Annotated in this window: 12 protein-coding genes; 10 read left to right on the top strand and 2 right to left on the bottom strand. The window is 70.5% G+C overall.

Annotated elements, in window-relative coordinates; genetic code table 11:
* Nucleotides 1-23: 23 nt before the first annotated feature.
* Nucleotides 24-1,355 carry an alanine racemase gene (locus ACIRD8_RS30635; RefSeq protein WP_403998638.1) on the bottom strand — a complete coding sequence of 444 codons (1,332 nt, stop codon included), beginning with the start codon at nucleotides 1,353-1,355 and terminating at the stop codon, nucleotides 24-26.
* Nucleotides 1,356-1,462: 107 nt separating this feature from the next.
* Here ACIRD8_RS30635 and ACIRD8_RS30630 point away from each other — a divergent pair, with 107 nt between their 5' ends.
* From ACIRD8_RS30630 to ACIRD8_RS30610, 5 genes are all read left to right on the top strand, one after another.
* Nucleotides 1,463-2,521, top strand: coding sequence for a sugar kinase (locus ACIRD8_RS30630; protein ID WP_403998635.1), 1,059 nt, complete (start codon nucleotides 1,463-1,465; stop codon nucleotides 2,519-2,521).
* A complete protein-coding gene (locus tag ACIRD8_RS30625; protein WP_329232308.1) occupies nucleotides 2,518-3,276 on the top strand; it encodes an IclR family transcriptional regulator in 759 nt (252 codons plus the stop codon). Before ACIRD8_RS30630 ends, ACIRD8_RS30625 begins: the two co-directional genes overlap by 4 nt.
* 6 nt (nucleotides 3,277-3,282) lie before the next feature.
* Nucleotides 3,283-3,693, top strand: coding sequence for a RidA family protein (locus ACIRD8_RS30620; RefSeq protein ID WP_033297919.1), 411 nt, complete (start codon nucleotides 3,283-3,285; stop codon nucleotides 3,691-3,693).
* Between the two features lie 112 nt (nucleotides 3,694-3,805).
* Complete coding sequence (locus ACIRD8_RS30615; protein ID WP_403998631.1) at nucleotides 3,806-5,284, top strand: GntP family permease; 1,479 nt, start codon at nucleotides 3,806-3,808, stop codon at nucleotides 5,282-5,284.
* 172 nt (nucleotides 5,285-5,456) lie between these two features.
* Nucleotides 5,457-6,761, top strand: coding sequence for an Nramp family divalent metal transporter (locus ACIRD8_RS30610; protein ID WP_403998628.1), 1,305 nt, complete (start codon nucleotides 5,457-5,459; stop codon nucleotides 6,759-6,761).
* 105 nt (nucleotides 6,762-6,866) lie between these two features.
* Here the strand turns inward: ACIRD8_RS30610 and ACIRD8_RS30605 are convergent, their stop codons facing one another.
* Nucleotides 6,867-8,600 carry a chitinase gene (locus ACIRD8_RS30605; RefSeq protein ID WP_403998625.1) on the bottom strand — a complete coding sequence of 578 codons (1,734 nt, stop codon included), beginning with the start codon at nucleotides 8,598-8,600 and terminating at the stop codon, nucleotides 6,867-6,869.
* Nucleotides 8,601-9,181: 581 nt separating this feature from the next.
* Between ACIRD8_RS30605 and ACIRD8_RS30600 the strand changes: the two genes are divergently transcribed.
* From ACIRD8_RS30600 to ACIRD8_RS30580, 5 genes are all read left to right on the top strand, one after another.
* Nucleotides 9,182-10,048 carry a hypothetical protein gene (locus tag ACIRD8_RS30600; protein WP_403998622.1) on the top strand — a complete coding sequence of 289 codons (867 nt, stop codon included), beginning with the start codon at nucleotides 9,182-9,184 and terminating at the stop codon, nucleotides 10,046-10,048.
* An 84-nt stretch (nucleotides 10,049-10,132) separates the two neighbouring features.
* Nucleotides 10,133-10,837, top strand: a complete 705-nt coding sequence (gene cpaB / locus ACIRD8_RS30595) for a Flp pilus assembly protein CpaB (protein WP_403998619.1) — start codon at nucleotides 10,133-10,135, stop codon at nucleotides 10,835-10,837.
* Between the two features lie 8 nt (nucleotides 10,838-10,845).
* The gene (locus tag ACIRD8_RS30590; protein WP_403998616.1) at nucleotides 10,846-12,120 is read left to right on the top strand and encodes a CpaE family protein; all 1,275 of its coding nucleotides are present in this window, start codon (nucleotides 10,846-10,848) and stop codon (nucleotides 12,118-12,120) included.
* Complete coding sequence (locus ACIRD8_RS30585) at nucleotides 12,117-12,533, top strand: TadE family protein (protein ID WP_403998613.1); 417 nt, start codon at nucleotides 12,117-12,119, stop codon at nucleotides 12,531-12,533. Before ACIRD8_RS30590 ends, ACIRD8_RS30585 begins: the two co-directional genes overlap by 4 nt.
* A gap of 6 nt (nucleotides 12,534-12,539) precedes the next feature.
* On the top strand, nucleotides 12,540-12,962 hold the full coding sequence (locus ACIRD8_RS30580; RefSeq protein WP_403998610.1) for a TadE/TadG family type IV pilus assembly protein: 423 nt from the start codon (nucleotides 12,540-12,542) through the stop codon (nucleotides 12,960-12,962).
* Nucleotides 12,963-12,968 lie beyond the last annotated feature (6 nt).

Here is a 12,968-nt window from a genome sequence, read left to right as displayed (position 1 = left end):
GGGGCGGAGCCCCGGTTACGGGATCAGAAGAAGGTGCGGATGTAGTCCGTGACCGTGCCGTCCGCCTCGACCAGCGGGATCAGCTGCCACTTGTCGAACGACGTGCAGGGGTGCGAGAGCCCCATGCCGATCCAGTCGCCGACCTCCAGCTCCGCCCCCGCCTCCGTACGCACCCACCCGTGCTGGTCGGAGAGCCCGCTGACCGTGATGCCGGTGGCCGGACGGACCGAGCCGTCGCGGGCGGAGCGGACGACCTGAGCCTCGGGGAGGTCCAGGTCGTAGGCGGCGTCGCGCTTGCCCGCGTTGACGAAGGCCTGCTCCGGCGTGGGGCGGGAGACGACCTGGGCCCAGAGGCGGAAGGCGGGCTGAAGGGCGCCCTCCTCGGGGATCCGGTTGAAGGGGGTGAGGTGGCGGTAGTGGCCGTCGTCGTGGCTGACGTACGCGCCGGAGCGCAGCAGCTTGAGCACGGGCCGGCTCAGCGCGGGGACGTCGGCGAAGACATCGGCGACCGCGTCGAACCAGGCGCTGCCGCCCGCGCTGACCAGGATCTCCTCACCGTCGGCGAGCGCACCGAAGCGGCCCGCGGCGTCGAAGGCGGCGGCCAGCGCGACGAGCCGGCGCAGCCACTCACGCACCCGCTCCGGTGAGGCGTCCGGCACCTCGCCCTCGTACCCCGCGACACCTACCAGCCGCAGGGTGGACGTCGCCGCCACCGCGTCCGCGACGGCCGCGCAGTCCGCCTCCGTACGGGCGCCGGTGCGGGCGCCGTCGCCGGCACCCAGCTCCACCACGACGTCCACGGGGCGTACGGCGCCCGCCGCGCGCAGGGCCTCGTCCATCAGCTCGACGCCGCGCACCGAGTCCACGTAGCAGGCGAACGTGAAGCCGGGGTCGGCGTCCAGCTCACCGGCGAGCCAGCGCAGCGCCACCGCGTCGACCAGCTCGTTGGCCAGGAAGATCCGCTTGATGCCGTACGCGCGGTACACCCGGGCCTGGTGGGGGACGGCGGCGGTGATGCCCCACGCGCCGTACTCCAGCTGGCGGGCGAAGAGCTGCGGGGACATCGACGTCTTGCCGTGCGGCGCGAAGGCCAGACCGTGCCGCTCCGCGTACGTCTCCAGCAGGGCGAGGTTGGCCTCGACGGACTCGGCGGACAGGGCCAGCACCGGGGTGGTGAACCCGCCCGTGAAGAGGTTGCGGCGCTCGGCCGCCAGCGCGCCCACGGTCAACCCCTCCGCGTCGGGCGGCAGCGCCTTGAAGCGGTGGTCGACCCGTTCGCCGGCCAGGGCCGTCACGGACTGTTCGGGGGACTGCTCGGCGGCCAAGGGGGTCTCCTCGGGAACTAGTCGTTGCATTGTGTGCAACAGGCGTTGCGTATATCGCTCAAGGCTGTCTAACATCCGAGCCGATGCCGGGTCAATGGTGGACACCGGCGCCCACGGCCGACCACGAGGAGCCCAGAGTGCCCGGATCCGCAGCCAGGACAGCCACCGCGGACGTCGTCTGCCTCGGCGAGTCCATGGTGACGTTCCTGCCCTCGCAGCCGGGCCGCCTCGCCGACGTGCCCTCCTTCGGCCGGGGCATCGGAGGCGCCGAGTCCAACGTCGCCTGCGCCCTCGCCGCCGCCGGCCACCGCGCGAAATGGGTCGGCAGGGTCGGCGCCGACGGCTTCGGCGACCACCTCGTCGACACCATCGCCGGCTACGGGGTCGACACCTCCGCCGTCCGCCGCGACCCGGCCCGCCCCACCGGCATCTACTTCCGCACCGCGACGGACCGGGCCACCGACACCCACGAGGTGGCGTACTACCGGGCGGGCTCCGCGGCCTCCGCGATGTCCCCGGGCAACGTGCCGTACGAGGACCTCCTCGACACCCGCGTCCTGCACCTCTCCGGCATCACCGCCGCGCTCTCCGCCGACTGCCTGGCCCTCCTCCACGACCTCACCGCACCCCGCGACGGCCGTCCCCTGATCTCCTTCGACGTCAACCACCGCCCCGGCCTCTGGCGCGACGGCGAGGCCGGACCCGAGGTCCTGCTCGACCTCGCCCGCCGCAGCGACCTCGTCTTCGTCGGCGAGGACGAGGCCGAGGAGGCCTGGGGGATCGTGGGAGCCGAGGCGATCCGCGCGGCCCTTCCGGAGCCGGACGTGCTGGTCGTGAAGCGCGGCTCCGACGGAGTCACCGTCTTCTCCCGCACCGGCGCCGGCGCGTCACAGAACACCGTCACCACCGTCCCCTCCCTGCACGTCGACGTCGTCGCCGCCGTCGGCGCGGGCGACGCCTTCGCCGCCGGGTTCCTCTCCGCCACCCTCCGCGGCCTCCCCGTACGCGACCGCGCCCGGCACGGACACCTCATGGCCGCCGCCGTCCTCACCGTCCCCGGCGACCTCACCGGCCCCCCGCCCCGGGACCACGCCGACCGGCTCGCCGCCCTCGACGACGAGGCCTGGGGCACACTTCGTCTCGGCCCCGGCTGGACCGTCACCGCCGGGGCGAACGAGGAGGTACGAGTCACATGAGCCAGACCGTCGACCGCGCGCTGAGCATCCTGCCGCTGCTCGCCCAGGGACCCGCCGACCTCGGCCAGGTCGCCGAGCGACTGGGTGTCCACAAGTCCACGGCGCTGCGCCTGCTCCGTACGCTCCACGAGCACGGCCTGGTCTACCGCCAGGAGGACCAGCGCTACCGCCTCGGCGCCCGGCTCTTCGCGCTCGCGCAGGAGGCCGTCGAGAACCTCGACGTACGCGAGATCGCCCACAGCCACCTCGTCGCCCTCAACGAACAGTGCGGGCACACCGTCCACCTCGCGGTGTACGAGGAGAACGAGGTCCTCTACATCGACAAGGTCGAGAGCCGCTACCCGGTCCGGATGTACTCACGGATCGGCAAACCCGTCGCGATCACCGTCGCCGCGGTCGCCAAGCTGCTCCTCGCCGACCTCACCGAGCCGGAACGGCGCGCCATCGCCGAACGGCTCGACTACCCCATGTACACGTCCCGTTCGCTCCCGAACGCCGGCGCCTTCCTCAAGGAACTCGCCGTCGTACGCGAACAGGGCTGGGCCACCGACCTCGGAGGCCACGAGGAGTCCATCAACTGCGTCGGCGCCCCCATCCGGGGTGCCGACGGGCGGGTCGTCGCCGCCATGTCGGTGTCCGCACCGAACGTGGTCGTCACGGCCGAGGAACTCCTCACCCTGCTCCCGCTGGTGCGCCGTACCGCGGACACCATCAGCCGGGAGTACTCCGGTACCACCCCCACCAAGAAAGCCTGAACCGCCATGACCGAGAAGACCGCTCTCACCCCGAGCACCCACACCGCCCCGCCCGCGAAGTTCTCCCACGGCGTGAAGAAGGGCAACATCCTCCAGGTCGCCGGTCAGGTCGGCTTCCTGCCCGCCGTGGAGGGCCAGGCCCCCACCCCGGCCGGCCCGACGCTGCGCGAGCAGACCCTCCAGACCTTCGCCAACGTCAAGGCGATCCTGGAGGAGGGCGGCGCGAGCTGGGACGACGTGATGATGATGCGTGTCTACCTCACGGACGTCGACCACTTCGCCGAGATGAACGCCATCTACAACGAGTACTTCGAGGAGCAGGGCCTCAAGGCCCCCGCCTCCGCACGTACGACGGTGTACGTCGGCCTGCCCAAGGGCCTCCTCATCGAGATCGACGCCCTCGCGGTCCTCGGCTGATCACCCCCTGATCCGCTGACCTCACGGCACGGCGCCCCTTCCCCCCGTACGGGCGCCGTGCCGCGCTCCTCCCTGCCCCGAAGGACCCTGTCACCAACGGAGTTGACCGCTCATGCTGCTTGCCGCCGCCCCCGTCCCCGCCCCCGAGGCGCCACCCCACACCGGTGGACTGCTCCTCCTGATCGGCGGTACGCCCGGTCTGCTGACCGTCGCCGCCCTCGGGATCGCACTCCTGCTCGTCCTGATCATCAAGGTCAGGCTCCAGCCGTTCGTCGCGCTGCTCGCCGTGTCCATAGCCGTCGGCCTGGGTGCCGGTCTCTCCGTCACCGAACTCTTCGGCACGGTCCAGAAGTCGGCCGCCGTCTCGGTCATCGAGTCCGGCATGGGCGGCATCCTCGGGCACGTCGCGATCATCATCGGCCTCGGCACGATGCTCGGCGCGATCCTGGAGGTGTCCGGCGGAGCGGAAGTCCTCAGCGCCCGCCTGCTGAACCTCTTCGGTGAGAAGCGCGCCCCGCTCGCCATGGGCCTCACCGGCCTCATCTTCGGCATCCCGGTCTTCTTCGACGTCGGCATCTTCGTCCTCGCGCCGATCGTGTACGCCGCCGCCAAGCGCTCCGGCAAGTCGATCATCCTCTACGCGATGCCGCTGCTGGCCGGCCTCTCCATGACCCACGCGTTCCTGCCGCCGCACCCCGGCCCGGTCGCCGCCGCCGGCCTCTTCAACGTCTCCCTCGGCTGGGTCATCCTGATGGGCGCCCTCGTCGGCATCCCGTCCGTCCTCGCCGCCTGGGGCTACGCCGCCTGGATCGGCAAGCGCATCTTCGTCGACGTACCGCAGGACATGGTCGAGGCCGCCGCCGAGGCCAAGGCCGCCGTCGTCGCCGAACAGCAGGCCGCCGGTGTCACCCCCCGCGAGAAGCCCGTCGCGCTCGGCACCGTCCTCGCGATCATCGGTACGCCGCTGATCCTCATCCTGGCCGCGACGTTCTCCTCGATCGCGCTGGACCCGTCCACCCTGCGCTCCGTCATCGAGTTCTTCGGCAACCCGTTCGTCGCGCTGACGATCGCCCTGCTCCTCGCCTACTACCTGCTGGGCATCCGGCGGGGCTGGTCCCGCAAGTCCCTGGAGTCGGTCTCGACGTCCTCGCTGAAGCCCGTCGGCAACATCCTGCTGGTCGTCGGCGCGGGAGGCATCTTCGGAGCCGTGCTCAAGGGCAGCGGCATCGCCGACGCGCTCGCCGACACCTTCAACGACGTCGGCCTGCCCGTCATCCTGCTCGCCTGGCTGATCTCCGTCGTCCTGCGGGTCGCCCAGGGCTCGGCGACGGTCGCGATCGTCACCACCGCCGGCATCGTCGTCCCGCTCGTCGAGAACCAGGGCATGTCGCAGGCCCACCTCGCCCTGATCATCATGGCGATCTCGGCGGGCTCCATCTTCGCCTCGCACGTCAACGACGGCGGGTTCTGGATGGTCTCGAAGTACTTCGGCATCTCGGAGCGCGACACCCTGAAGACCTGGACGGTCCTGGAGACCGTCCTCTCGGTCGCCGGCTTCGTCGTCGCCGCCGCACTGAGCCTGGTCATTTAGATCCGTCCGTCCGGATCGGGCGGACGGCCCGATCCGGACGGAACCCGTCCAGACCGTCCCACCGCCCCCTCCTGTCACCGGAAATCCACAGGTGTCCGTGACCCGAGGGGGCCTCACGGCGGTATGACGCGCCCCCTTGTGCGATGCCGCGTGATGCGCTTCGTTGATCGACATGGCGGAGACAAGCGAGACCACAGGAGCGGGGGAGCTGAGCTCCCGGCCGCGTAAGTCCAGTTGGCGCTACATCGGACCCGGCATCGTCGTCGCGGCCACCGGTGTCGGAGCGGGAGACCTGGTCGCGACACTCATCGCGGGCAGCAAGTTCGGCTACACCCTCATGTGGGCGGCCGTGATCGGCTGCCTCGTGAAGATCTCCCTCGCGGAGGCGGTCGGCCGCTGGCACCTCGCGACGGGCCGCACCCTCTTCGACGGCTGGCGCACCCTCGGCGGGTGGACCACGGGCTACTTCGCGGTGTACGTCGTCGTCTGGGGCTTCGTGTACGGCGCGACGGCCATGTCCTCCAGCGCCCTGCCCATCGTGGCGCTCTTCCCCGACGGGCCCGGCCTGAAGACCTGGGCGATCATCACCGGGCTGATCGGCCTGGTCTTCGTCTGGTTCAACCAGTACGCCGTCTTCGAGAAGGTCATGACGGTCCTGATCGGCGTGATGTTCGTCGTCGTGGTCTACGTCGCGATCCGGGTGGTCCCGGACATCGGCGCCTCCTTCGCGGGGCTGCTCCCCGTCCTCCCCGACGGCTCGCTGATCTACACGCTCGGGCTGATCGGCGGGGTCGGCGGCACCATCACCATGGCGGCGTACGGGTACTGGGTGAACGCCAAGGGCTGGTCCAACACCTCCTGGATGAAGGTGATGCGGATCGACAACCGGGCCGCGTACATCACGACCGGCATCTTCGTCGTGGCGATGCTCATCGTCGGCGCCGAGCTCCTGCACTCCTCGACCATCGCCCTGACCAAGGGCGACCGGGGGCTGATCGACCTCGGCCAGGTCCTGGAGGACCGCTTCGGGGCGGGCACCGCGAAGCTGTTCCTGGTCGGCTTCTTCGCGACGTCGTTCTCGTCGCTCATCGGTGTGTGGCACGGCGTGAGCCTGATGTTCGCCGACTTCGTCGAGCGGATCCGGGCCGCCCGCGGTGCCGTGAGCGTGGAGAAGGCGGGCAGCGGGACGATCGGCCGGCAGGAGCGGTCCGTGCCCTTCCGCGCGTACCTGCTCTGGCTGACGTTCCCGCCGATGACGCTGCTGTGGCTGGACGAGCCCTTCGGGCTGGTCATCGGCTACGGCGTCCTGGGCGCGTTCTTCATGCCGTTCCTGGCCCTGACCCTGCTCTGGCTGCTCAACTCCTCCCGTACGCCGAGGGAGTGGCGCAACGGCTGGCTCAGCAACGGCATGCTGGGCGCGGCGGGACTGCTGTTCGTCGTGCTGTGCGTCCAGCAGGTGCGCGAACTGCCCTGGTGACGGCGGCGTAGACCTCCTTACTCACGCAGCACGCACGCACGCAGCACGCACGCAGCAGCGCCGCCGGGGGAGCGGCGGCGCTGCTGGACCGGAGGGGCCTTCGCGTTACGGGAGGCCGTGCACGTGCGGGCCGACCGCGCCGGACCAGGCGTTTCCGGCGGTGGCGTCCCAGTTCGTGGACCAGGTCATCGCGCCGCGCAGGTCCGGGTAGGTCCTGGAGGGCTTGAACGAGCCGCAGCCCGTGCCCTTGGCCAGGCAGTCCAGGGCCGCGTTCACGACGGACGGGGCGACGTAGCCGCTGCCCGCGCCGCGGGTGGACGCGGGCACCCCGAGGCCGACCTGGGACGGGGCGAGACCGCCCTCCAGCTGGATACAGGCGAGCGCGGTGAGGAAGTCCACCGAGCCCTGGGAGTAGACCTTGCCGTCGCAGCCCAGCATCGAACCGCTGTTGTAGTACTGCATGTTGACGACGGTCAGGATGTCCTTGATGTTGAGCGCCGTCTTGAAGTACTCACCGGACGTCGACTGCATGTCGATGGTCTGCGGGGCCATCGTGATGACGAGGCCGGAGCCCGCCTTCGACGACAGGGAGCGCAGGGCCTTCGTCATGTAGGTGGAGTTGAGGCCGTTCTCCAGGTCGATGTCTACGCCGTTGAAGCCGTACTCCTGGATGAGCGCGTACACCGAGTCGGCGAAGGCGGTGGCGGAGGCGTCGCTGTTGACGGCGACGGCCCCCTTCTCCCCGCCCACGGAGATGATGACGTTCTTCCCGGCGGCCTGCTTGGCCTTGATGTCGGCCTTGAACTGGGCGACGGTGTAGCCGTTCAGACCGGCCGAGTCCAGGTTGAAGGTGACGGCTCCGGGCGTGGCCGTGGCGTCCGCGAAGGAGACGGCGATGATGTCGTAGTCCGCGGGGACGTCGCTGAGCTTCTGGACGGCGGCGCCGTTGTTGAAGTTCTGCCAGTAGCCGGTCACCGCGTGCTTGGGCACCGAGGTCGTCGGGCCGGGGCCCGGGTCGGTCGCCTTCGCCGTACGGCCGCTGACGGTCGCCGACTTGACCGACTCACCGGCGGCGTTCGTCGCGCTGACGGAGAACTGGTAGGCGGTGTCCGCGGCGAGCCCGGTCACCGTCGCGGAGGTGCCGGTGGAGCTGGTCGCCTTCGCGCCGTCCCGGTAGACGGTGTAGCCGGTGGCGCCGGAGACCGCGTTCCAGGTCAGGGCGACCGAGGAGCTGGTCGTCGTGGAGACGGTCAGCCCGGCCGGGGAACCGGGGATCGCGGGCTCCGGGTCGGTGCCGCCACCGCCGTCCGGACCGGTCACCTCGACGTCGTCCGCGACGTAGGCGGCCTGGCCGTACCAGCCGTGGGTGTAGACGGTAACCGAGGTGGTGGAGGGGCCGGTGGTGAAGGTGGTTCGCAGCTGGGTCCAGCTGCTGGAGCCGGGCGACCAGGTGGAGACGTCCGTCGTGCCGGTGCCGCTCGCGCCGAGATAGGCGTAACCGCCCTGCACCCAGGAGCTCAGTGTGTAGGTGGAGCCGGGCTTCACGGCCACGCTCTGCGTGCACTTCGCGTTGTCCTGGCCGGCCGGGGTGGCCTTGAGCGCGGAGGAGCCGCCGTGCACGGGGGAGGTCACGGTGGCGCCGGAGCCGCCGGAACAGGTCCAGTTGGAGAGCCCGGACTCGAATCCGGCGTTCTTGGCCACGTTGACGTCGGCCGCCTGCGCGGTGGTGACGAGCCCGGTGACGCCCAGCGCCCCGGCCGCGACGACGGCGACGGCCCCGCCGAGGAGAGGCCGGATCCGGCGTCTTCTGTGCCTGCTGCTGCCTGCGGAGCGTTCCACTTGCTGCCTCCGGTGGGGGAGTTGGGGGTGCTGGCGGGAACGGTGGCCACCGTTGGCCGATAAACTGGTCCAGACCAATCGAGTTGTCAAGACCTCTGGCGGCCCGGATGCCCGCGAGGGGCCGGCGAGGGGCCGGCGAGGGGCGTGCGCGCCTCCGGGTGAACGGCCCCGGACCCTCCCGTATGCACTCGCGCGGGTGACAGTGCGGGTGACGGTGCGAGTCGCGCCTCGGGGATGGCCGGAACGTGACGGAGCGGATATCGCGGAAGGCCGGGGAAAGGGGAGGAAATACGTTCTGACGTGGGCGGATTAATTCCCGCCGATTTCAAACCCCACCGGTCGGGGTAACTCTACGCAGTGGTACAGGAGTTAACCACTCTGCTTTTCGTCCGATTTCATACGGAGGCGTAGCGAACGCCTGTGCCGCACGTCTTCGTACTGGGTTCCGATATCTGTTCTCTGCATGGTCTGACGTGGCTAAAGTGCTGGGGAAGAAGCACGGAGCAGGAGCGATTGCGGCCGGAGTCACACCCGACGACGGCCGGGGCCGAACGGGGAAGAGCGTGCCGACCGCAATAGCAGTGACCAGCGCTGATCTCGTGCTACCGCCGACCGATCAGCAGACACCCACGGCGGCCCTGCTGCAGGCGCCCGACGCCCAGCCCCTCGATCTCGCCATCGGTGACATGAACCTGCTTCTGGAACAGCACGGTTATGTGATCGCGGTCTACCCCACGGGCATCAGCCCCGCCCATGAACGCCGGCTGCACGCCATCCGCTCCGTCCTGGAGAGCGACCGCATCGCCCTGCTCAGGACGGACCTGCCGCCGCTGGGCGTCGCCGTCCTCGTACGCCAGCTGCGCCAGCTCTCCATCTGCGACTTCAGCCCCGGAGTGGTGGCCTCGGCGGCGCGGCTGCTCGCCCACTACATCCACGCCGGAGCCCTGCTGAACTCCGTGGCCAGGCTCGACCGGGTCCCCGTCAGCCTCAAGAGCCACGCCAAGTCCTGGGTGCCGGGATCGCAGTTCGCCGTGCTCGCCGGTCCCAGCCCGCAGCTCGTCAGGATCGGACCGACCGCCGAACCCCCGGCAGGCCCGCCCTTCGCCACACAACTGCTGATCGCCAAGGGACAGTTGACATCCGAATGGGTCCAGCAGACCCTGGCTCCGGCCTGGGGCGTGCAGGCCGTTCAGGAGTGCGCCCTGCCTTCCGGCTCGCCGCGCTGGTGGGGAACGGGGAAGCTGGTGGAATTCGCCTCCTTCCTTCCGGACATCTCCGTGATCTACCAGCTCGTTTCCTCCGTACGCCGGGAAAACTGCCACTGGTGCGGAATGGAGCTCATCGGCGACCGCTGCGGGTTCTGTTCCTCCCCGCTGGCACCGCCGGAGAACCGAATGCACTCCCCGGGTGTCCTGAGCCATGGAGCGCCCGCGCCGCCCAGCACCTAGCGAGCCCCGGGCTCTCCGCAGACACCGCGCATCCCTCTCTGTCCGCTGCCCCACGCATCCGATTCGAACGAGGTTGTCCGGCCCATGAACTCCCGCCAGCGCCGCGGCGTGATACTCCTGCTCCTGTCGGTCCTGTGCGCCTTCGGCGCCTTCGCCGGGGTGCTCTCGGTGATCAGCGACGTCAACTCGAAGGTCGGACCCGAGGTCGACGCCTACCGGCTCAAGTCGGACGTGGCCCCGTACACGGCCCTGTCGGCCGACCAGTTCGAGAAGGTCTCCATGCCCAAGCGCTGGCTGTCGGGCAACGCCGTCACGGAGATCGGCGAGATCGACGGCAAGATCGCCGTCACCGAACTGCAGAAGGGCTCCCTGATGCAGTCCGACATGATGGTCAGGAGCCCGGAACTGCGCCCGGGCGAGCAGGAGATCGCCATCATGATCGACGCCGCCACCGGTGTCGCGGGCAAGATCCGGCCGAACGACAAGGTGAACATCTACGCCACCTTCGCGGGCGAACGCGACGGTGAGGCGTCCCAGTCCAAGGTCATCGTCTCCAACGCCAAGGTCCTCGACGTCGGCGAACTGACCGCCCTGGAACCGAAGAAGGACGACCGGAACCAGGCGACCGAGGCCGTGCCGATCACCTTCGCGCTCAACACCCTCGACACCCAGCGTGTGGCCTACGCGGAGTCCTTCGCCGAGCACGTACGACTCGCACTGATCGCACCCGGCAGCGACGGCACCATCCGGCCGGGCGACCGGACCTACACGCTCGACAAGGACAAGTGAGGGCCCGGATGACCACCAGAATCCTCCCGGCCGTCGGTGACGCCGACGCGGCCAGGTCCGTGACCACCCTCCTCAGCCAGCTCCCCGACGCGGAGCCGGCGGCGCCGGTGGGTGACTCGACGCAGCTCATCGACACCCTCGCCCGGCTCGCCGGCGAGTCCATCGAGGAACTGCCCGAGGTCGTGCTGGTCCACGAGCGGATCGGCCCGGTGCCCGCCCTGGAGCTGATCCGGGAGGTTTCCCTGCGCTTCCCCGCCGTCGGGGTCGTGCTGATCACCGCCGACGCGAGCCAGACCCTCTTCGCCGCCGCCATGGACGCGGGAGCACGGGGCCTGGTCACCCTCCCCCTCAGCTACGAGGAGCTCGTCAACCGCGTACAGGCCGCCGCACAGTGGTCCACGGGCGTACGGCGCCACCTCGGCACGGGCGGCGACGTCTTCACCGGCCCCGGAGGCACGGTCCTCACCGTCACCGGCGCCAAGGGCGGGGTCGGGGCCACCGTCACCGCCGTACAACTGGCCCTGGCCGCACAGGCCTCCGGGCACACGGCCGCACTCGTCGACCTCGACCTCCAGACCGGCGACATCGCCGCCTACCTCGACGTGCAGTTCCGGCGCTCCGTCGTCGACCTGGCGGCCATCACCGACATCTCCCCGCGGGTCCTCTCCGACGCGGTGTTCTCGCACGACACCGGCCTGGCGCTGCTGCTGGCCCCAGGGGAGGGCGAACGCGGCGAGGAGGTCAGCGACCGCGCCGCCCGCCAGATCGTCAGCGCCCTGCGCTCGCGCTACGAGGTCGTCGTCATCGACTGCGGGAGCCAGATGAGCGGGGCCAACGCCGCGGCGATCGAAATGGCCGACACCGCCGTACTGGTGACGACCCCGGACGTCGTCGCCGTACGGGGCGCCAAGCGGATCGTACGGATGTGGGACCGGCTCCAGATCCGCAAGGCCGAGGAGACGTTCACCGTCGTCAACCGCTTCAACCGCAACACGGAGATCCAGCCCGCCCTGATCCAGCGGATCACCGGGACCCGGATGGCGGGCACGGCGGTACCGGCGAACTTCAAGGAACTCCAGGGCGCGGTGGATTCGGGCCGTATGCACGAACTGGACCCACGCTCCACCGTGAAACAGGCCCTCTGGGCCCTGGCGGGCGAGCTCGGACTCGTGAAGCCTTCCCAGGGAGCGGAGCCGCGCGGCGGGATGCTGCGCGGGGACCGGGGCTCGATCGGGGGCCGCAAGCGCAAGGGCGGCACGACCAGCGGGGGAGGCCGACAGTGAGACCAGGCAGAGGAGAACCGGGCCGGATACGGGCACGGCTGGGACAGGACCGTGGCCAGCTGACCATCGAGTTCACCGGGATGGTGCCGATCATCCTGGTGACCCTGGTGCTGCTCTGGCAGGCGGTGCTCGTGGGGTACACCTTCACCCTGGCGAGCGGCGCGGCCGACCAAGGCGCACGCAAGGCCGCCGCCTCGGGCGCCTGGGACCGCCGGAGCAACTGCGAGGCAGCAGTGTACGAACGGCTCCCGAGCGCATGGGACGGGCCCGCGCAGATCCACGAGTGCGGGTTGCTGAAGGACGACATGGTCACGGTCCGCATCACCCTGAAGGCCCCCGTCCTGTTCCCCGGCTTCGCCAGCCTCCCCATCCCCGTCAGAGCGACGGCCGGCGCGGCCGCGGAAGGGAAGTGACGCGTCATGGCAGCCGTACGGACCACACGCGCGGCCCGGCGCATCCCACGCCCGGCCGGACGGCGAGCGGGAACGGCCAGGCGTGGTGACCGGGGCTCGACCGCCATCGAGTACCTGGGCTTCCTCCCCGTCCTCATCCTCATCGGCATGGCCGGCCTCCAGCTCGGCCTGATCGCCTACACCGCCCAGCAGGCCGGCACCGGCGCGAGGGCCGCCGCCCGCACCGCCTCGCAGGACGGCCTGCGCGGATCGTACGAGCGCGTCGGCAAGGCGTCGATGACCGACTGGGTGGCCCAGCGGGCCCGGATCGCCCCGCCGACCGGCGGCGACTCGGTCACGGTGAAGGTCACGGTCACCATCCCCGACGTCCTGCTCGGCCTGCTCGGCGACCGGACCGTCGAGAAGTCCGCCACCATGCCCCGCGACTGAGCGCAC

The sequence above is a fragment of the Streptomyces sp. NPDC102451 genome (assembly GCF_044765485.1).
GTDB lineage: Bacteria > Actinomycetota > Actinomycetes > Streptomycetales > Streptomycetaceae > Streptomyces.
The sequence above is the reverse complement of the archived record's forward strand: the minus strand, read 5'-3'. Positions and strand labels throughout refer to the sequence as shown.

Bases quoted from the DNA above. Each gene is read 5' to 3' on its own strand.
- ACIRD8_RS30610 (WP_403998628.1), top strand. From the start codon at position 5,457: ATGGCGGAGACAAGCGAGACCACAGGAGCGGGGGAGCTGAGCTCCCGG.
- ACIRD8_RS30615 (WP_403998631.1), top strand. From the start codon at position 3,806: ATGCTGCTTGCCGCCGCCCCCGTCCCCGCCCCCGAGGCGCCACCCCAC.
- ACIRD8_RS30625 (WP_329232308.1), top strand. From the start codon at position 2,518: ATGAGCCAGACCGTCGACCGCGCGCTGAGCATCCTGCCGCTGCTCGCC.
- ACIRD8_RS30620 (WP_033297919.1), top strand. From the start codon at position 3,283: ATGACCGAGAAGACCGCTCTCACCCCGAGCACCCACACCGCCCCGCCC.
- ACIRD8_RS30635 (WP_403998638.1), bottom strand. From the start codon at position 1,355: ATGCAACGACTAGTTCCCGAGGAGACCCCCTTGGCCGCCGAGCAGTCC.
- ACIRD8_RS30580 (WP_403998610.1), top strand. From the start codon at position 12,540: ATGGCAGCCGTACGGACCACACGCGCGGCCCGGCGCATCCCACGCCCG.
- cpaB (WP_403998619.1), top strand. From the start codon at position 10,133: ATGAACTCCCGCCAGCGCCGCGGCGTGATACTCCTGCTCCTGTCGGTC.
- ACIRD8_RS30590 (WP_403998616.1), top strand. From the start codon at position 10,846: ATGACCACCAGAATCCTCCCGGCCGTCGGTGACGCCGACGCGGCCAGG.